14 protein-coding genes and 1 pseudogene are annotated in these 18839 nt (G+C 68.3%); 1 reads left to right on the top strand and 14 read right to left on the bottom strand.

Features of this window, described 5'->3' with window-relative positions:
- Positions 1–242: pseudogene (locus tag AC08ON_RS06430) on the top strand (TetR/AcrR family transcriptional regulator); the annotation flags it as partial.
- A gap of 45 nt (positions 243–287) precedes the next feature.
- Here AC08ON_RS06430 and AC08ON_RS06425 read toward each other — a convergent pair.
- The 14 genes from AC08ON_RS06425 to AC08ON_RS06360 form a co-directional block, all read right to left on the bottom strand.
- Positions 288–1439, bottom strand: a complete 1152-nt coding sequence (locus AC08ON_RS06425) for an acyl-CoA dehydrogenase family protein (protein ID WP_476606791.1) — start codon at positions 1437–1439, stop codon at positions 288–290.
- Positions 1440–1501: 62 nt separating this feature from the next.
- A complete protein-coding gene (locus AC08ON_RS06420; protein WP_476606792.1) occupies positions 1502–4246 on the bottom strand; it encodes a winged helix-turn-helix domain-containing protein in 2745 nt (914 codons plus the stop codon).
- A gap of 120 nt (positions 4247–4366) precedes the next feature.
- The gene (locus AC08ON_RS06415) at positions 4367–5926 is read right to left on the bottom strand and encodes a class I adenylate-forming enzyme family protein (RefSeq protein WP_476606793.1); all 1560 of its coding nucleotides are present in this window, start codon (positions 5924–5926) and stop codon (positions 4367–4369) included.
- Positions 5923–7089 (bottom strand): acetyl-CoA acetyltransferase, encoded by a 1167-nt coding sequence (locus AC08ON_RS06410; RefSeq protein ID WP_476606794.1) that lies wholly within the window; start codon positions 7087–7089, stop codon positions 5923–5925. Before AC08ON_RS06410 ends, AC08ON_RS06415 begins: the two co-directional genes overlap by 4 nt.
- 11 nt (positions 7090–7100) lie before the next feature.
- Positions 7101–7931 carry a hypothetical protein gene (locus AC08ON_RS06405; protein ID WP_476606795.1) on the bottom strand — a complete coding sequence of 277 codons (831 nt, stop codon included), beginning with the start codon at positions 7929–7931 and terminating at the stop codon, positions 7101–7103.
- A gap of 61 nt (positions 7932–7992) precedes the next feature.
- Positions 7993–10224, bottom strand: a complete 2232-nt coding sequence (locus AC08ON_RS06400; protein ID WP_476606796.1) for a hydantoinase B/oxoprolinase family protein — start codon at positions 10222–10224, stop codon at positions 7993–7995.
- A gap of 205 nt (positions 10225–10429) precedes the next feature.
- Positions 10430–11113 (bottom strand): GPR1/FUN34/YaaH family transporter, encoded by a 684-nt coding sequence (locus tag AC08ON_RS06395; protein WP_476606797.1) that lies wholly within the window; start codon positions 11111–11113, stop codon positions 10430–10432.
- A gap of 150 nt (positions 11114–11263) precedes the next feature.
- Complete coding sequence (locus AC08ON_RS06390) at positions 11264–12331, bottom strand: NAD(P)-dependent alcohol dehydrogenase (protein ID WP_476606798.1); 1068 nt, start codon at positions 12329–12331, stop codon at positions 11264–11266.
- A gap of 29 nt (positions 12332–12360) precedes the next feature.
- Positions 12361–14487: a hydantoinase/oxoprolinase family protein gene (locus tag AC08ON_RS06385; protein WP_476606799.1), complete on the bottom strand. Its 2127-nt coding sequence runs from the start codon at positions 14485–14487 to the stop codon at positions 12361–12363.
- 4 nt (positions 14488–14491) lie between these two features.
- A complete protein-coding gene (locus AC08ON_RS06380) occupies positions 14492–14851 on the bottom strand; it encodes an acetone carboxylase subunit gamma (RefSeq protein ID WP_476606800.1) in 360 nt (119 codons plus the stop codon).
- Complete coding sequence (locus tag AC08ON_RS06375; protein ID WP_476606801.1) at positions 14848–16764, bottom strand: hydantoinase/oxoprolinase family protein; 1917 nt, start codon at positions 16762–16764, stop codon at positions 14848–14850. Before AC08ON_RS06375 ends, AC08ON_RS06380 begins: the two co-directional genes overlap by 4 nt.
- Before the next feature lie 300 nt (positions 16765–17064).
- Positions 17065–17529 carry a hypothetical protein gene (locus tag AC08ON_RS06370; RefSeq protein WP_476606802.1) on the bottom strand — a complete coding sequence of 155 codons (465 nt, stop codon included), beginning with the start codon at positions 17527–17529 and terminating at the stop codon, positions 17065–17067.
- A gap of 5 nt (positions 17530–17534) precedes the next feature.
- Positions 17535–18341 carry an ABC transporter permease gene (locus tag AC08ON_RS06365; RefSeq protein WP_476606803.1) on the bottom strand — a complete coding sequence of 269 codons (807 nt, stop codon included), beginning with the start codon at positions 18339–18341 and terminating at the stop codon, positions 17535–17537.
- Between the two features lie 78 nt (positions 18342–18419).
- On the bottom strand, positions 18420–18839 hold a 420-nt coding region (locus tag AC08ON_RS06360; protein ID WP_476616623.1), incomplete at its 5' end, for an ATP-binding cassette domain-containing protein.

Below are 18839 nucleotides of genomic sequence, written 5' to 3'. Positions count from 1 at the left end.
GGCTGCAACGCGGCTACGTCGAGCTCTGGGTCGCCCAGCTGTGCGCCCGCAGCCCCGAACTCGCCGAGGGCACCGCCCGCGCCGCCGTCCACGCCACCTTCGGCCTGTTGAACTCCACCCCCTACAGCGCGGTGACGATGAGTCGGCCACAGCTGGCGGACCTGCTGCACCGGCTCGGCCTGGCCGCCCTGCTCGCCGCGGGAGCGCGGCGCCCGGCACCCGGGCCGACCGCCACCCGCTGATGATCTTTCGCGGGATGCCGGCGGTGTTCTCGCGAGCCTCGTGACCTACAGACCCAGTTCGCGCGCGATCAGCATCTTCTGGACCTCGCTGGTGCCCTCGCCGATCTCCAGGATCTTGGCGTCCCGCCAGTGCCGGGCGACCGGGTATTCGTTCATGAACCCGTAGCCGCCATGGATCTGCGTGGCCTCGCGGGCATTCGTCACCGCCGCCTCCGAGGAGAACAGCTTCGCCATCGCCGCCTCCTTCCTGACGGGCAGGCCGGCAAGCATCCGGGAGGCCGCGTCGTAGTAGGCGGCGCGGGCCACGTACGCCCGCGCCTCCATCTCGGCAATCTTGAAGGCGATTGCCTGGTTGCGGCCGATCGGCGCGCCGAATGCCTCCCGCTGCTTCGCGTATTTCACGCTCTCGTCCACGCAGGCCTGCGCCAGCCCGACGGCCAGCGCGGAAATCGCGATCCGGCCCTCGTCCAGGATCTGCAGGAAGTTCGCAAAGCCGCGGCCGCGCGCACCGAGCAGATTCTCCGCGGGCACCCGCACGTCGTCGAAGGTCAGCGGATGGGTGTCGGAGGCATGCCAGCCGACCTTCGAATAGGCCGGACCGGCGGTGAAGCCGGGAGTGGGCACCGGCACCAGGACGGACGAGATCTCCTTGTGTCCGGCCGGGGTCCGCCCCGTGACAGCGGTGACGGTGACGAGCCGGGTGATGTCGGTACCCGAGTTGGTGATGAAGGCCTTCGAGCCGTTGATAATCCAGTCGCCGCCGTCGAGCCGGGCGGTGGTGCGGGTGCCGCCAGCGTCGCTGCCCGCGTCTGGTTCGGTCAGCCCGAACGCGGCCAACGCCCGCCCGCTGGCGAGCGACGGCAGCCACTCCTCCCGCTGCGCCGGCGTACCGAACCGGTAGATCGGCATCGCGCCGAGGCCAACCCCGGCCTCCAGCGTGATCGCCACCGCTGAGTCGACCCGGGCCAGCTCCTCGATGGCCAGGCAGAGGGCGAAGAAGTCGGCGCCCTGCCCACCGTACTCCGCCGGGAACGGCAGACCGAACAGGCCCATGTCGGCCATCTGTGCGACGACCTCGTACGGGAACGTCTTCTCCTCGTCGTGCCGCGCCGCCGCGGGGGCGACCACCTCGCGGGCGAACGCCTCCACGGCCTTGCGCAGGGCTTCCTGCTCCTCGCTGAGCCGGGTGTCAGGCATCGCTGTCCTCCCCGTCGTGGAATCGGCACCCGCTACCAGGGCGTTCAGGGCCACCAGGGCATTCAGGCCAGGATCCGGCGCCGGCGGGCCTCCGAGACCGATTCCCCGCGCCGAGCGACCCCGAGCTTGGTGTAGATGCTCTTGAGGTACCACTTGACGGTGTTGATGGTCAGACCGAGGTTACGCGCGATTTCCTTGTTCGACAGTCCGCGGTCCAGCAGACGGAGGATGTCGATCTCGCGGGCGTTGAGCGGCTCTTCGGGAGCGGGGTTCCGCTCGGCCGGGCGATCGATGATGGGGATCGCCGCCCGTTCCGCGTCCGCGTGGGCCGTGGCGAGCAGCTTGGACAGGTAGTCGGAGGGCACTGTGGGCAACTCCACCGGCCACCGGCGGCACCGGCTCGCGTCCCGCAGCTCGCCAATGATCTTCAGGAGTTCCGGGCCGGCGTCGGTAACGGTGCGCACCAGACCGCAGCGGGCCCCGGCGACGACGGCGGGCACGAGGGTGCGCAGCGCGGCGTCGGTGTCGCCGGTCAGCGAGTGCACCACCGCGAGGTCGATACGCGTGGCCGTTTCGGCGTACCGCCAGGCCACAGAGCTGCTCTCCTGGTGCATCTGGGACAGCAGCCGCAGGGCACCGTCGTAGTCGGCCTGGGCGGCCATGACCCGCGCGCGCATCGCGAGCTGGTAGTGGCGGGTGGCCATGGCGATGCCGTCGCCGCCGCGGGCGACGTCGTCGCCTTGGCGGGCGAGCACGTTCTGGGCGCGCCCGAGGTCCCCACGGGCCAGGTGCAGCCGCAGGCGTTCGTGATCGACGGCGGCCGACAACCGAGGCAGAACGAGCTGGCTCGCCGCCTCGCTGCCCTCGTCGAGCAGGTGCCAGACGTCCTCGATCTCACCGCGCAGGGTCTTGATGCGGGCCAGCGTGGAGTAGGTGGCGATCATGAGATCGGCGACGCCGCTTTCGGCACCGAGCTCGTGGCACTCCTCCAGCAGCCGCTCGGCGGCGTCGATGTCGCCCCGCTCGTAGTACAGCCGGCCCAGCAGCGCGCCGGCCAGCCGGGCGGCGTGCGAGCGCGGCCCGGCGGCTTCACGGGCGAGGGCCACGGCTTCCCGGTACAGGCGTTCGGCGGTCACCAGGTCAAGCTGGGCGAACGCCGCGAGTCCGGCGAAGCAGCGCCCGTACACGCCGGCGAAAGGCCCGCGGGTGGTGTCGTGGAAGGCGTTGGCCCACCGCTGCCGCGCCTGCGCGGTGTCGTAGGCGAAGGTGTGGATGTCGACGAAGGTCCGGATGTTGGACGACACCGCGACCAGCCACCGCCGGTAGCCGGAATTCTTCACAATGTAGGGAGCGACCAGGTCAGCGGCACGGTCGATCCGGTCACCATAGACGTCGATGCAGGCCTGGACGACATCGGCCTCGCCGAGGATGTCCTTACCGGTGTCGCTGGTGTCGTCGGGTGCCAGGGCCGCACGCACGTGGTCGAGCGCGACCTGCGCGGGCTGCGCCCGTTGCAGCAGACAGTTGGCCCAGGCGATCGCGATCTGCAGCCGCGGCCGGCCGGGCAGCAGCGCCGACGGCAGCTTGTTGACCAGGCTGAGCAGGACAGCCATCCGGCTGTGCTCCACCAGGTGCATGGCCTGCCGCTCCACCAGGTCCACCGCCCCGGCCTCGTTACCGGCGGCCAGGGCATGGGTGACCGCCTCACCGAGCAGACCATGATCAGCGAACCAGACCGACGCGGTCCGGTGCAGGGTCACCACCCGATCCGCATGATCACGCTCCAGGCGGCGGCGCAGGTAACCCACGAACAGATGGTGGTAGCGAAACCACTCCCGATTGTCGTCGAGCGGCCGCAGGAACAAGTCCCGCCGTTCCAGCTCCTCCAACAGCGCCTGCCCCCGCCGCTGCCCACTCACCGCCGCCGCCAGATCACCGCAGAGCCGATCACAGACGGAAGTCGTGAGCAGGAAGTCGAGCAGATCCGCGGGCAGCGCATCGAACACGTTCTCGGCGAGATAGTCACCCAGGGAGTGATGCCGCCCGGAGAAACCGCGGATCAACGCCGACGGGTCGGCGCTGTCACGCAGCGACAGGGTCGCCAGCTGCAACGCAGCGACCCAGCCATCGGTACTCGACCACAGCCGATGCACGTCCGTGCTGTCGAGATCCAACTCGTTGAGCTCAAGCAGGAAGGCCGCGGACTCCCGATGGTCGAACCGCAGCTGCGTGGCGTCGATCTCCGTCACCTGGTTACGCACCTTCAACCGGCCCACGGCCGGCGACCGGGTCCGGCTGGTGACGATCAGATGCAGGTTGGCCGGACCCGCTTCCAGCAGGAACTCCAACGCGGCAACAGCCTGCGGGGCGTCGATGAGATGCCAGTCGTCGAGCACGATCGCCAACGGCCGCCGATGCTCGGCAAGCTGGTTGACCAGCTCGGTGAGCACATACCGCTGCGCGTCGTCGGAATGCCCCTCCAGCACCTCGACCAGGTCACCGCCCAGGGTCGGTTCGACCCGGCGCACCGCTTCGATGAGATGGCTGAGGAACCACACCGCGTCGTTGTCGTCCCGGTCAAGGCTCAGCCACGCCACCGGCACCCCCTCGGCGCGCAGCACCCGCTGCCACTGCACCGCCAGCGTGGTCTTCCCGAACCCGGCCGGCGCGTGGATCAAAGCCAGCCGCCGGGCCCGGCCATCTCGCAACACGTCGAGAAGCCGGTCCCGGCCGACCAGCTGGGTGTCATAGGTGGGTGCCTGAAACTTCGTGGACACGGCCAGCGTGGGACGTGCCTTGGTGTCCATCCAGCTCGCCTCGCTTCCGAGGGCTCCCCGCCCGGCTCCCCTGCCACGCGTTCGTGACGATACTCACATGCCCTCGGGCTGATTTTCGCACTGGCCGCCCAGGCCGCAACACTTTGGGCGTCACCAACCGGGCCAGCCGGCCCGCAGCGCCTTCTTGTCCAGCTTGCCATACACGGTGGTCGGCAGGGCCTCGACGACCCGCACGGCCTTGGGCTGCTTGTACCGGGCAAGCTCGACCCGACAGTGCGCCAGCAGCTTGGCCTCGTCGAACGCACCGGTATCGTCGGGCACGACGAACGCCACGACCGCCTCACCCCAGTCCGGATGCGGCACCCCGACGACCGCGACCTGCCCAACCCCAGGACAGGCCGCCGCCGCGTTCTCCACCTCCGTGCTGTACACGTTCATCCCACCGGTGATGATCATATCGTTCTTGCGGTCCAGCAGATAGACGTACCCCTCGGCATCCATCCGCCCGATATCCCCAGTATGCAACCACCCGTCCCGCAGCGCCTTGGCGGTCTGCTCGGGCCGGCCCCGATACCCCACCATCGTGTACGGCGTGGCGGCGACGATCTCCCCGACCTGACCGCGGGGCAGCTCCCGGCCAGCCTCGTCGACCACCCTGACCGTGGCCATGACGACCGGCTGACCACAGCTGGCCAGCCGATGCTCCCCGTCAGGATCAAGACGATGATCCTCACGGCGAAGACGGGTGATGAAGTTCGGCGCCTCCGACTGCCCGTACAGCTGCATGAACACCGGGCCGAGCACCTCCAGGCCCTGCTCCAGCCGCTCCCGGGTGATCGGCGCGGCACCGTACAGGATGGTCCGCAGCGAGCTGAGGTCCAACGCGCGGCCCGCCGCCCGGTCAAGCACCCGGTAGATCATGGTAGGCACCATGAACGTGAAGGTTACCCGGTCGGCGGTGATCCGCTCAAGCACCAGCTCCGGGTCGAACCTGGTCTCCAGGAAGTGCCGGGCCCCCTTGAGCATCCCGGCCTGCAGCAGGAAACCCGCGCTGTGCGGCAGCGGCGACATCAACAGCAGCACCTCGTCGTCGAGCAGCCCCATCTCCATCACGTGCGAGAACAGATTGAGCGCGAGATTCCGCTGGGTGTGCATCACCCCTTTGGGCAGACCGGTCGTACCCCCGGTATAGACGATCAACCCCGGGTCGGTGGGTGTCGGGTCGACCTCCGGCACGGTGGTCGGCTGCCCGGCCAGCGCGTCGCGCCACGCCACCACCCCGCCCGGGCAGTCGTTCGGGTCGACGACGGCGATGACCGTCTCCAACAGGGGCGGCGCGGAGTGCAGCGCCGCCGGGAGCATCCCCGCATCGGCGAGGACGACCCGGGCCTCACTGTCCCGCAGAATGTAGTCGATCTCGCTGGCCGACAGCATGTCGTTGAGCGCCACCTTGACCGCGCCACACCGCAGGATCGCCTGATCCGCGACGATGTACTCGGGCCGGTTGGACATCATCAACGCCACCGACACCCCCGGCCCCACCCCCGCCGCACGCAGCCGGTGCGCGAGCTGGTTCGCCGCGGCCACGATCTCGCCGTACCCGTAGGTCCGCCCCTGATAGTGCAGGGCGGGACGCGCGCCGAACCGGTCCAACGCGTCGACGAACACCGCCTTCAGGGTCAGGTCACTTTTCCCGGTGAGATCACTCATCGCACACGCTCCAGGACACTCGCATAGTTGGCGACCGCCAGGCCACCCATGTTGAACACCCCGGCGACGGTGGCCCCGGGGATCTGCATCGCCCCGGCGTTGCCGGTGAGCTGCAGGACCGCCATCACATGCTGGGACACCCCGGTGGCACCAACCGGATGACCCTTGGCCTTCAACCCCCCGGAGGGGTTGACCGGCAGCGTGCCGTCCCGGTCCACGACCCTGTCGGCGACGACCTGCCCCCCGCCGCCCGGCGGGCACAACCCGACGACCTCGTACTCCAGCAACTCCGCGATGGTGAAACAGTCGTGCAGCTCCAGCAGGTGCAGGTCGGACAGCCGCGCCCGGGCCTGCCCCAACGCCGCCTGCCAGGCCCCATGCGCGGCGGCGAACGCCAGCGGATGACGCCGCGCGGCCGGCAGGAAATCGTTGGCCTGCGCCAGAGCACGGATCCGCACCGCCGGGGCACGCGGCGCACCACCCGGCGCGGCCAGCACCACCGCGGCGGCACCATCCGAGACCGGACAGCAGTCCGTACGCCGCAGCGGGCCCGCGACCACCGGATTACGCGGGCCGACCGTGCCACAGAACTCGAAGCCGAGATCGGAACGCAGATGGGCGTACGGATTCACCACCCCGTTACGATGATTCTTCGCCGCGATCCGCGCCAACGCATCACTGTGATCACCATACTTGGTGAAGTAGGCCTCGGCGACATCGGCGAACAACCGCGCGAACCCGGCAGGCGAGCACTCGCCGGCATGCCCATAGTCGGCACCCAGCAAAGCCCCACCGACAGCCTCGGCCGGCGCGTGGGTCATCTTCTCCGCCCCGACCACCAGCACCCGGCGCGCCTGCCCGGACCGAATCGCCCGCACCCCGCACAGCAACGCCGCCGACCCGCTCGCACACGCGTTCTCCACCCGGGTCGCCGGGGTGAACAACAGATCGTCATCGGCCTCCAGCACCAGCGAGGAAGGAAACGCCAACGGCTGCAACCCCGCGTTGTAGGTACCGAGAACAATCTCGTCGATCTCCCGCGGGCGCAGACCCGCCGACGCGATCGCCTCCCGCGCGGCGGCGACGATCAGCGACTCCAGAGTCTCCTCGGGCAGACGGCCAAACGGGGTATGACCCCAGCCCACGATCTCCACGTCGTCCACGGCGGATCCCTTCAATGCGTGCCCGCGGCCAGGGCGGTGAGCCTGGTCAGCACGATTTCCGGGGAGGCCTCGGTGGGGATCTCCCCGAACCGGAACCCACGCTTGGCGGCGGCGTCGAGCAGCCGGGCGGCCTCGCTCGTATCGCTCCACACCTCCGCTGGCAGTCCCCCGCCGTAGCGCCGATCATCGGGCAGGACGCCGGCTGGCAGGTGCGGCAGGAGCAGCAGGTCGCCGGGCAGCTTGGGGTCGAGCTGGTCGGGGTCGGTCACGCCGTTCAGTCGGACCGCGGTGATCCAGCCGTAGTGCCCGGCCGCGGCCAGCAGACTGGACCAGGCGTCGGTCTCGTCCTCATCCGGCCCGCCCGCCGTGTCACAGGTGATCTGCAGCCCCCGGACCGGCCGGTCCGCCACCGAGCGGATCACCTCCAGCAAGCCGGTCGCGACGTCGTCGAGCGCGTCGAAGTCGATCTCCGCACCGGACGCGAGCAGCCTGCGCGGTGACGGGCAGTCCAGCACCAGGTCGACACGATCGCCGAACTGGTGCAGCAGCGCGTCGAGAGTGTCGGCCAGCACGCGGCGCGGCGCCGGCAGCTCCAACGCCGCACAGACGGCAGCGGCCTCGCTATCGCCGACGAGGTGGCGGGAGAACGGACCTGAAACGTTGGCACCGTACACATCGGACCGCAGTAACCGGTGTGCCTGTGCACTCGCCGCGACCAGCGTGGCCAGGTCGTCATACCAGCGCTCGGGGGCGCCGGCGAAGACCCTCCACACGTACCGGTCGCAGTCCAGCCAGGTCAGGGTGTCGCGCCTGGCGTGGATCCAGTCGTCCACAGCGTTCATCGTTCTCCCGCCGTCCTCATCAGTCCCGCAGCATCAGGCCCACGCCGTCAGCCCTGCACCGTCAGTCCTGCAGCTCCGCCAGCTTGGCCTCCAGCTGCGCGATCCGCACGTCCTTCGGGTCGGGCATCATCACCGGCACGATCGCGTCCGCGGGGCAGGTGTCCTGCGGAGTGCCGCGGAACAGCACCCGCGGGTCGCCCCAGGAGCCGAAGAACGGCACGTCGGCCGGAGGCGTCTCGGTCTCCCACTCCTTGACGAACTCCGCATACGGCTTGCCCCGCCGCAGCCGAGCCGCCCGCTCGGCCTCCCGGGCCGCCGTGGTCCCCTCGGCGTCCACCACGGCGGTGTCGGGGTTGAGCACCACGTGGTAGATGTCGCGGACGGTGTCCATGGACACCAGGCCGTCGCGGTAGTCGGAAGCCACCAGCTCGGGATCGCGTTCGAGCACGTCCCCGTAGCCACCGCCGGTGCCCTGGGTGAGCATGTACAGCTCACCGCGCTCGGCGAGCTCGAACTGCATGCCCATGTGATGCGTCGAATAGGTCGCGTCCGGGAACGGACGCTCGTTCATCAGTTCCTCGACGGTGTAGCGCAGCAGTTCGCGCTGGTTGTCCATCACCTTGAAGATATCGACATTCTTGATCTTGCACAGCGGGTAGGTGCCGGGGCCGTAGCCGCCGAAGATGCCGTGCGAGCTGGGGAACTTCGAGCCGATGCTGCACGCCATGAAGCCCCACATGGCGCTGTCCTTGACGGTGGCGATCTGCTGGTAGCCCTGGCCGCCGCGGAACTTTCCGAAGCCCTGGTTGTCCCGCATTACCCTGTTCGGCACGATCTTGAGAATCGGGACTTCTTCCTCGATGAGTTCCTGCTCCCCGATGTCGGCCATGGGCGCGAAGATCGGGGCGATCGCGTGCTCGCCGTCCCGGTTGGACCGCGCGGCCCCGCCCATGCCGTTGAGGTCGGCACACACGTTACCCACCAGCTCGCCGTGCTGGGTGACGCCACCGTAGATGAAAGTGACGATCATGTTGAACCAGCCGGCAACGATGTCCGTAGAACGTTCACCCGCGCTGTAGAGGAATTTCGGCACCGCCAACTGAGCCGCCGTGAAGGAAGGGAAGAACGTCATCATGCACTGCGCGTTCGGCGCCTCCGGCGAACAGTTCAGCGCCGACCCTGGGTCGGTGAGAACAGTCATCGGCTCGAACACCGCCTGGTTCCGCGGCAGGTCCGGCCACACGAACGTCAGGAACTCCTGGGCCAGCATGCCCTTCATCGACGAAAGGATCGTGTTGTTGGACCGGTTCAGGAACTCCGGTGACGAGCCACGGAAATCCAGGATCAGCTCGTCGTCCTTCTTGGTCATCGCCATCCTGATCTTGACCAGGCAGTTCTCCCGCAGCGTCCCGTCCGGGAAGACGTTCTGCCGCACGGTGCCCTCCGGCCACGACCTCAGCCGGCGGCGGACCTCGTCGGCGGTGTCGGTCAGGGTGCGCCGCAACGTGGCGACGACCGCGTCGACACCGTACTCGGCGATGGTGTCGTGGATCCGGTCCCTTGTCCGCATCGCCGCGTACAGTTTGGCCTTCATGCCCTCCAGCTGCAGCTTCGGCTCGCGCACCGAGTTCTGCAGGAATGTCATGATGTCGCGGCGGAACGTGTAGTTCTCGCCCACCTTGAGCGGCGGGATCTTCAATCCCTCGTCGAACGGGGACTCCGCCGCCGAGGGCATACCGCCGGGTTCGGTGGCTCCGTTCTCACCCTCATGCACGACCGCGCCGGCGAAGCAGATCAGCTGCCCCTCGTGGAAGACCGGGATGAGGAGGCTCTGATCGGTGTTGTGGGCATTGCCGTAGCGGGCGTCATTGTGCATGAAGATGTCGCCCTCACGGACCCCGACCGTCGGCTCATCCACCCAGTACTTGACAATGAACTTGACCGGGTGCTGCGTGAGCACCGAGAACAGCAGCACACCACCCATGCTGGACAGGGCCAGGTCACCCGAGGCCGTCCACACCCCGGAGATCAGGTCGCCCCACTTCGCGCCCGGCGCCGCGCCCATCTGCTCGACCATGTCGAAGGACTCGTTACACGCGGTCTGCAGCTTGTGCCGCACCAGGTTGATCTGCTCGGGATCGGTGAACCGCGCGAGCGCCTCCGTTTCGCGGGGCGACTCCGGGGCGAGATGGTGGCTTTGCATGATCTCGGGGTCGGGCCCGAGGAACAGGACGTTTTCTTCGAGGAACTTCTCGACGAGCGACTTGCCGTCAGCGTGGTCGGGCTGGCTCATGAATCTACACCTTCTGGTAAGACGTGCCTGGCGGGCGAGGGCGAGCGGCTTCCCAGGCCCGGCACAGGCCACGCGAAACGGACGAGGGGGTTGATGACGCCGACTTTGCTAGTTTCCATCAGCCTGACGGCGCGTTCGGCTCAGTACAAGAACTTTCCATCAATACGCGTTAGCCGGCCAGCTACGGCCATCGGATCGCAGTATGTTATCCGGAGATGACCGGCTTGCCGAACGGCAGACCCTTCCGACCGGTCTCGGCGGACATGACGGCGAGGTAGAGGTAGGCCGCTACCGCGGTGAAGCCGAACACCAGGTAGCCGCCAGCGTGGGTGAGGGCGGTGCTGGTGTTGATGGTACCGAGCAGTAGCAGCAGGAGCGCGCCGTCCGCGAACCCGAGCAGCAGGGTGAAGCTGCTGGGCAGGCGCAGGGTGGCCACGGTGACCAGGACGAGGGTGACCAGCCAGCTGATCAGCCACAGCTCGGTGGTCCTGGTGATCTGGGTGGCGGGGATGTTGTACCAGTTGTGGCCGAGGCCGAGGCCAAACGCGGCGTAGCTGCCGTAGAACCCGAAGAACACCGCGAACAGGCTGGCCAGGGGGTTCTGCCCGAGCGCCGCCGCCCAGATCGCGGCGACCAGGAGACCGACGGCCGCGGAGGTCAGGATGATCGGCAGTACGGCGCCGGCCGCGGCGGGCGGAAGCCAGCCGGTGTCGACCAGCCCGAGGCCGAAAGCCCCGGCGATGACGGTGGGGAGGCCGAACACGGCCGGGTTGCCGCGCAGCGGGCTGAGGGGCGGCGGAGCGGGTAACGAGGCGGGTAAGGTCTCGCTCTCGTTCAGTAATGGCTGTGGGGGACTGGAAACGGTGGCGCTACCGGTGCTGGTGGTCATCGGGATGAAACCTCCTGAACGGGCAGCCCGCCTACCGGGCGGCCTGCCGGGCATGCTGCGGGTACGGGCGGCGGAGGGCCGGGCGTGCCGCGGCGGAACCGCCGGGCAGCGCCCAGCCCTCCTGGTTTTACGCCCTCCTGATTTTACTGGTTATGCGAAACGGATGAGGGGTTTGATGACGCCGTCCTCCTTGGTTTCCATCATGCTGAAGGCACGTTCGACCTCGTCGAACCCGAACTCATGGGTCGTCATCGGCGTGGGATCCACCCGGCCGGAACGCATGAGGGCGAAGATTCGCTCGAGCCGATCGCTTCCGCCTGGGCAGAGCGACGTCAGGATCTTCTTGTCCGACATACCCAGGCCGAACGGTTCCAACGGGATCTGCAGCGGTGCCGGGTTCTCACCGTGATACCCGATGTTCGAAATCCGGCCACCGGGTTTGGTCACCCGGATGCAGTCCTCGAAGGTCTGCGGATGACCGAGCGCCTCGATCGCGCCGTCCACGCCGACGCCGCCGGTGAGATCGAGGATCTGGTTCACCACATCACCAGCGGCGGGGTCGACGACCACGTCCGCGCCGAATCGACGTGCCAGCTCCTGCCGTTCGGGCCGTCCTTCCACGGCGATGATCAGTCCGGCACCGAGCAGCCGGCAGCCGATGGTGGCGGATAACCCTACCGGCCCCTGAGCGAAGATCGCGACGGACTCACCGAGCCGCAGCTGCGCGTTCTCCGCGCCACCGAACCCGGTGGAGAGCATGTCGGTCGCGTAGACGGCTTTCTCGTCGGGCAGGTCGGCCGGAATGCGAGCGAGGTTGGCGGCCGCATTGTTGACGAGAAAGTACTCCGCCATGTTGCCATCGCGTTGCGTGGTGAATTTGTACCCACCGAGCATTCCCTGGCACTGGGTACTGAAACCCCGCTGGCAGGGGCCGCAGTGAAAGCACGGCGTAAGCGCCCCGACCGCTACCCGCTCACCGGCCTCGAATCCAGTGACCGCGGAGCCCAGGTCGTGGACGACACCAACCGCCTCGTGCCCGAGACCGCGGCCTTCGGGAACGGGCATGGCGCCCCGGACGGTGTGCACATCGGAGGTGCAGATAAGCGCCGATGTTGTCCGTACGATCGCGTCAGTTGGCCCCGGCTTCGGTATGGGCTTCTCGATGACGCCGGCCTTGCCGATGCCGAGAAACGCCAGTGCCTGCATGGTGGCTGGCATGGTTACCAACCTCGCTTCCCACGTCTCGCTCAGATGGTCCGAACGAGCACCGCGGAGCCGGTACGGCCGATGGTCAGCTGCCATCCGGGTTCGGCGAGGTAGGTCGTGCTCGGGGTTTCGATCAGGGCGGGGCCCTCGATGACGTGGCCTTCTTCGAGGTCGGCGAAGTCGTAGACGGCAGTCTTGACCGCGCCGTCGATGCCCGGGTAGTGGCATTCCCGCCACCGGGCGGGGTTCGACGCGGGGCGCGGCTCGGCCTGGGTGGGCTGCAGGTCGAACTTGTCGCGTTCGACGTAGCTGACCACGCGGATGACGTTGATGCGCACACCGGCCTCGGGTGCCTGGCTGCCTTCGCCGTACCGCTTGGCGTAGATGCTGCTGAACAGGTCCAGCAGCTCGATCACGTCGCGGTGTGAGGTGAGCCGGTCGAACGGCAACACGACCCCGATCTGGGCGAGCTGGTTGCCGTAGCGCATGTCCAGCTCCACCCGCGAGCGGATGTTGGCGGGGTCGGCGCCCTGGCGGAGGAGGTCGTCGCGGCCCTTCGCGGCGAGTTCCGTCACCGTGTCGTTGAAGACCTGGAAGTCGTCCAACATCTTGCGGGTGGTGGCGTCGTAGACCATCAGGTACATCGAGTACTCGTGAATGTGCAGCTGGTTCATATTGCCGGCGCCCAGCGCGGAGAACACCGAGCTGAACGGCGGGATCAGCACATTCTGGATGCCCAGCGTGTTGGCGTATCCGCAGGCGTGCAGCGGACCACCGCCGCCGTAGCTAAGCGCGACGAAGTTCTTCGGGTTATAGCCCTTAACCGCGACCTCCTTGAAGATCGCGTTGGCCATGTTGCTGTCCACCTTGCGCTTGATCGCCTTCGCCGCCTCGATCAGGCTCAGTCCGGTGGGCTTGCAGATGTGCTCCTCGATGGCCCGCTGCGCCCGGCGCAGGCTGAGCTTGATCGTGCCACCGGCGTAGTTGTCCGCGTCGAGGTAGCCCAGCACCAGGTTCGCGTCCGTGGTGGTCGGGAACCGCCCACCCCGGCCGTAGCAGGCCGGGCCCGGGTCGGAGCCGGCGCTTTCCGGGCCGACCTCGATGGCCTCCCACAGGCGGTCGTAGCGGGCGATGGAGCCACCGCCGGCGCCGAGGGTGTGCAGGTAGGTCATCGGGGTGGAGACGAGCCAGCGGTCGATGACCGGGTTGAAGTCGTAGAACTTCACCCCGTCGGAGGTGACCAGGCCGATGTCGAAGCTGGTGCCGCCCATGTCGGTGGCGATGACGTTGGGCTGGTGGTAGGTCTTCGACAGGTAGTTGGTGGCCTCCAACCCGGCGACCGGTCCGGAGTGGATGGTCTGCAGCGAGGAGGTCGAGTTCAGCTGGGCCATGCCGCTGGTGTTGTGCACCAGCAGCATCGGCTTGGTGTAGCCGTTGCGGCGCAGCTCGATCTCCAGCGACGCCAGCCCGTGGTACATCTGGCTGTGCAGGTAGGCGTCGATGACCGCCGACATGGTCCGGGCGTACTCACCCTTGCGGCCGGTCACCCGGTGCGACAGCACGATCGGGATCGACCCCAGCATGTGCGTGGGGTACTCGTCGAGGATGATCCGCTCGACTTCCTTCTCGTGGGCCGGGTTGATCACCGCGTTGACCAGCGCGACCACGAACGCCTGCGCGCCCTCGTCCACCAGCTTGCGCACCTGGCGGCGCACGTCGTCCTCGTCGATGGACAGCACCGCCGTGCCGCCGTAGTCGACGCGTTCCTGCACTCCGGCGATCCGGGTCACCGGCACCAGCGACACCGGCCGGTCCGCGGCGGGCAGGTCGGACTGCTGGGCCTCGGTCAGCCCGTCGCCGTAGCCACGGGCCCGCATCAGCGGCACGGTCGATTCGAAACCGGCGGTGGTGAGGATGCCGACCGCCGGACCGCTGCGTTCGATGAGCGCGTTCGTCCCGAGGGTCGTGGCGTAACGCACCGCGTCGACGGTCGAGAGCACCGTCTGCACATCCAGGTCCGCCTGGGCGCTGGCCTTTGCCAGGGCATCCATGAACCCGGAGGCGAGGTTGTGATGCGTGGTCAGCGACTTCGCCTCGATGTAGGCGTCGTCGTAGACAAGAAAGCAGTCGGTGAACGTACCACCGATGTCAACGCTTACCTGCCGCATGTCCCTAGCCCTCCACAGCGCTGAGGTGGCGACGCTTCAACGCGTCGATATCGAGTTCGAGGTCGTGCGTCAGCGGATGGCCAGGCGGCAGGTACTCGTTCTCCACCTGCGTCCCGCAACCCGGGCAGTAGAACTCGACGATCCGGCACCAGGCCGGGTCGGGGGCGTAGGTGAACTCGTAGCTCTCGTCCAGGATCGGCCGGTGAATCTCCCGCGGGTCACGGTTGTGGACCAGCAGCCCGGTCTTGTAGTTCTCGCGGGCGTTCGCGATGTCCTGCCCGCACACCCGGCAGGTCCATCGCTCGGTCGCTAGATTAATCGCGAGATACTCGGTGATGTTCACGGTGGACTGCTGCTCGCTCACTGCTGGGCCTCCAGGATCAGGTCAGAGTTGCTGCTCACCCGGAACCCCCACCCGGGCTCGATCAGACAGGTCAGATAGTCACCCGCGACCAGCGCCGGCCCCGCGGCCCCCTGCCCCGGCCCCAGGTTCTCCGGACGGTAGACCGCAATCTCCTGCTCGTTACCGTCAGCGAAATGGATACGACGCGATCCGTCCGCGGCCGCCGGCTGGACCGTGCTGTGTTCATCGGCCACGAGCTCGAAGGTCGGCAGCGGATACCAGGCCCGCACCACCAGCTGATCGGCCTGCCCGGGAGACGACCCGTCGGTCCACGTCTCGTCCCGCAAAACGCCGTCGACGATGAATCGGCCGCGGGTCTCGACAGTGCATTCGTCGATGGACACGCCTTCACCGAACATGTCACGCCGCGCGCGGGCCAGCAGATCGTCGCGGGCCGCCTTCACCTCGACGTCGACGCCCGGCATCGGCACGCTGTACTCGTGCGCCAACCCGCTGAAACCGATACCGAACACGCTGAACACCGCCGACAGATGCGGCACGATCACCCGCGCGATCCCTGCCGCCCGCGCGATCCCCGAGGCAAGCACCGGACCGGCGCCACCGAAGGCCAGCAGCGTGGCCTCACCCGGCTCACGACCCGCCGCGGAGATCATCTCCTTGACCGCGGCCCCCGCCTGCTCCTCGAACACCCGCAACACCGCGAGTGCCGCGGCCTGCGCCGACAACGACAGCGGCTCCCCGACATGGGTCAGCAACGCCCGCTCCGCCCGGGCCGGGTCCAACTTCAGATCCCCACCCAGATAGTTGTCCGGGTCCAACACCCCGGCAAGCAGCAGGGCATCGGTCACCGTCGCATCGGTGCCACCACGGCCGAAAGACGCCGGGCCGGGCGCGGCACCCACACTGCGCGGACCGATCTGAATCTGACCGTCGACGACCTGGACCACCGAACTGCCACCCAGCCCGACACTGCTCAGGTCCGGAATCGGCAGCGAGGTCTGCGCCGAATCGACCCGGCCGTGCGCGTGCACCGTCAGGGCCTTGTCCACCACGACCGACACGTCGGTCGTGGTGCCACCCACGTCCACCCCGACCAGCACGTCCGCGCCGTAGAGCGAGGCGTAGGCGACGCTGCCCTCCAGCCCACCCCGCGGCCCGGAACCCCACGTCTTCAACGCCGTGGTCTTGGCCACCCGGGCCGAGTCCCCGTCATTCCGGAAGATCAGCAGCGGGCGAGCCAGCCCGTTCTCCCGGCACGCCTTCTCCGCGCCGTAGAGGAAGTGCTCCATCCCCGGGTGCAGGTAGGAGTTCAGAACCGCGGTCAGCACCCGCCGCGCGTCGTCGACGTCGTGCACAAGCTCATGCGACAGGGTGAACGGAACCGCGCCCAGCAGATGCCGCGGGTACCGCTCCAACAACAGATTCTTGATCACCCGCTCCGCCGCCGCGCTCCGCAGCGCGATCACGATCCGCGAGGTGCTCGTCGCCAACAGTTCGTTGATTGCCGTCGTGAACTCCGCCAGGCCCACCGACCCGTCGGCGCCCACCGCGATCCCGACCGGAGAATGCGGCACCAACGCCTGCCACAGCGAGGCGTCGACCAGGTTCGCAATGCCGTAGACGTCCTCCTCCGCACCGCTGTCGACCAGCAGGGCGACCGGTGCGCCCTTCCGCTCGACCACGGCGTTCGTACCCGACGTCGTCGAATAGCGCAGGTACTCCGTCTCGCGCAACAGACGAGCGGTGTCCTCCTCGCCATACAGCCGGTCGGACACTGTCCGCAGCCCGTCGACGAAACACTGCGTTAAATCGTGCGGGGTCGTCGGCGTCTTCGCATGCACGATGCGTTCACCGTCCGTCACGCACACATCGGTGAACGTGCCACCGTTGTCGATATTGACCAGGATTCCCATCGGCCCTCCGCTGCATCGTTGCGTGAAGTGGGTCACAACTTTGCAGCCAGCGAAGGGTGGTTGCACCACTCCTAGGGGTGGCTGGGAGATAGAAATCGGGTGGTTAAACGCAATGCTGTTGGCCCAGGGCCACGCCTGACCTCGCCAGTAGTCCTATCTAGTAGTTTCATGAATATCATAGGTTACGTCCAAGGGTTATTTTCCTGGTTGATCGGTTCGCGCCCGAGGGCGGGACGCGGGGCCGGCCGGCCCCGCTCACCGGGATGGCCGTGCCGGCCGTGCCTCCCCACGCCCCGCGATTCAGGTGGTGTCGAAGCAGCCGTCGAACTCGAACACCGGGTTGATCACATAGGTGCCCGTGGTGGCCTTTATGGTCAGCGGACCGACAAGCTTGGATGGGCCGCCGGCCTGGTAACAGCCGTTGGAGCGGACCTGGAGCTCGAACTTGCCGTTCTGGGGCTTTCCGGCGCTGTCGGTCCAGCGGAGCTGGCAGATCCAGTCGCTGCCGGCGCCCCGGTCCGGTACCTGGGGGCCGCCTTTGTCGCAACTGGCCTTGGCTGCGACGGCGGCCGGGGTAAGGCCGGGGTGACCGAGCAGGGCCTGCTGGTGGGTGTAGAGGTTGGCGAAGACGGGACCGAAGGAGTTTTCGACGCGGGGCCGGGTGACGTCCGTGGCACAACCGGCCAGGGCGGTCGCGGCGCTGACGGCGGACGTCGCCCGGGCCAGTCGGACGAGGGCAGGTCGGACGAGGGCAGGTCGTCGCATCGGGGTCAGCCTCCGGTGATGTCGCGCCGACGCAGCGCCGTGTAGGCGACCGCCAGGCAGATCGCGATGTAGCCGACGCTGACCAGCGCACCCTGACCCAGGGGCCCGTAGTACGGGTGCGCCGCCAGCAGGCCGTGCCAGGCGTCGAACGGGGTGACCAGCAGCAGGTGGCGGATCGCGTCGGCGCCGTTGAGGAACGAGTAGAGCTGCATGAGCAGCCCGAGGATGATCGGGCCGACGATCCCGGCGGGGCTGCTGCGGGTGAGCACCGACAGCATGATCCCGAGGGCGGTGAAGCCGAGCAGCGGCAGCAGCACGGTCGCCCACGCGGCCAGCACCAGCCCGGCGGTCCGGCCGGGCGGCAGCAGGGTGCCCGAGAGGCTTTCCAGCGGCTGGTGACCGACGAGCAGGACGCCGGCGGCCAGGCAGCTGGCCGCCAGAACGGCGAGGACAAGGACCGCGAACGTCGCCGCGGCCAACGTCTTGGCCCAGAAGATCTGGGTGCGGCTGTGCGAGCGGGTCAGGATCGTCTTCCAGGTGCCGTGCTGGTCCTCGCTGGCGAAGATGTCCCCGGCCACCAGGCTGGTCAGCAGCGGGAACACCCATTGGGCGGCGAAGCCGAGGATGAGCAGCGGGGTCGCGAAGCCGCTGGCGTGCAACCACCGGCCGTACAGGGTGTCCTTCGGGACACGGTCCTGGCGGTCGAGCAGCACGACGAACACGAACGGGGCGAGCAGGCAGACGGCGAGCGTCGCGCGGGTGCGGGCCTGGGCGGCAAGCTTGGTGACCTCCCACCGGTAGGCGCTCGTCACCCGGCCGCGGCCGGCCGGACGTGCCCCGACCGTCGCCGGGGGGCGTGGTGGTCGTCGCGGAGGCTGTGCTTGTCGTGGTCACCGGGTCGCTCCGAGGCGGGCGTGCTGCTGGGTTGGCAGGTCGGCGGCGGCGGTCCGGTCGGGTTCGGTGAACATGAAGAACAGCGACTCCAGTGGCGCGATCTCCAGTCCGAGGGTCCGTACGGCCACACCGTCCCGGCCGAGGGCGATGATGTAGGCGTCCGCGGCCACGGGCTGGGCGGTCAGCGCCAGCCCGCCGTCCGGATGAGTCGACACGGCTACGCCGGGATGGTCGGCGGCCAGCTCCAGCGCCCGGTCGTCGTCGCTGGTCGCCAGCCGGTGGGACGGGTCCGGCGCCTGGGCACGCAGCTGGCCGATCGAGCCGTGGTAGACCACCCGGCCGGTACGCATGATCGTGACGTTGTCGCAGATCTCCTCGACCTCGTTCATGTTGTGGCTGCTGAGCAGCACGGTCAG

Source organism: Frankia sp. CoWAU3, from assembly GCF_977971855.1.
Note: the sequence above shows the minus strand (reverse complement) of the source record. Positions and strands in the feature narration are given on the sequence as shown.

What these genes read in the sequence shown, in the direction of transcription:
- AC08ON_RS06425 (WP_476606791.1), bottom strand. Translation starts at nt 1,439, where the DNA reads ATGCCTGACACCCGGCTCAGCGAGGAGCAGGAAGCCCTGCGCAAGGCC.
- AC08ON_RS06420 (WP_476606792.1), bottom strand. Translation starts at nt 4,246, where the DNA reads ATGGACACCAAGGCACGTCCCACGCTGGCCGTGTCCACGAAGTTTCAG.
- AC08ON_RS06415 (WP_476606793.1), bottom strand. Translation starts at nt 5,926, where the DNA reads ATGAGTGATCTCACCGGGAAAAGTGACCTGACCCTGAAGGCGGTGTTC.
- AC08ON_RS06405 (WP_476606795.1), bottom strand. Translation starts at nt 7,931, where the DNA reads ATGAACGCTGTGGACGACTGGATCCACGCCAGGCGCGACACCCTGACC.
- AC08ON_RS06400 (WP_476606796.1), bottom strand. Translation starts at nt 10,224, where the DNA reads ATGAGCCAGCCCGACCACGCTGACGGCAAGTCGCTCGTCGAGAAGTTC.
- AC08ON_RS06395 (WP_476606797.1), bottom strand. Translation starts at nt 11,113, where the DNA reads ATGACCACCAGCACCGGTAGCGCCACCGTTTCCAGTCCCCCACAGCCA.
- AC08ON_RS06390 (WP_476606798.1), bottom strand. Translation starts at nt 12,331, where the DNA reads ATGCCAGCCACCATGCAGGCACTGGCGTTTCTCGGCATCGGCAAGGCC.
- AC08ON_RS06385 (WP_476606799.1), bottom strand. Translation starts at nt 14,487, where the DNA reads ATGCGGCAGGTAAGCGTTGACATCGGTGGTACGTTCACCGACTGCTTT.
- AC08ON_RS06375 (WP_476606801.1), bottom strand. Translation starts at nt 16,764, where the DNA reads ATGGGAATCCTGGTCAATATCGACAACGGTGGCACGTTCACCGATGTG.
- AC08ON_RS06370 (WP_476606802.1), bottom strand. Translation starts at nt 17,529, where the DNA reads ATGCGACGACCTGCCCTCGTCCGACCTGCCCTCGTCCGACTGGCCCGG.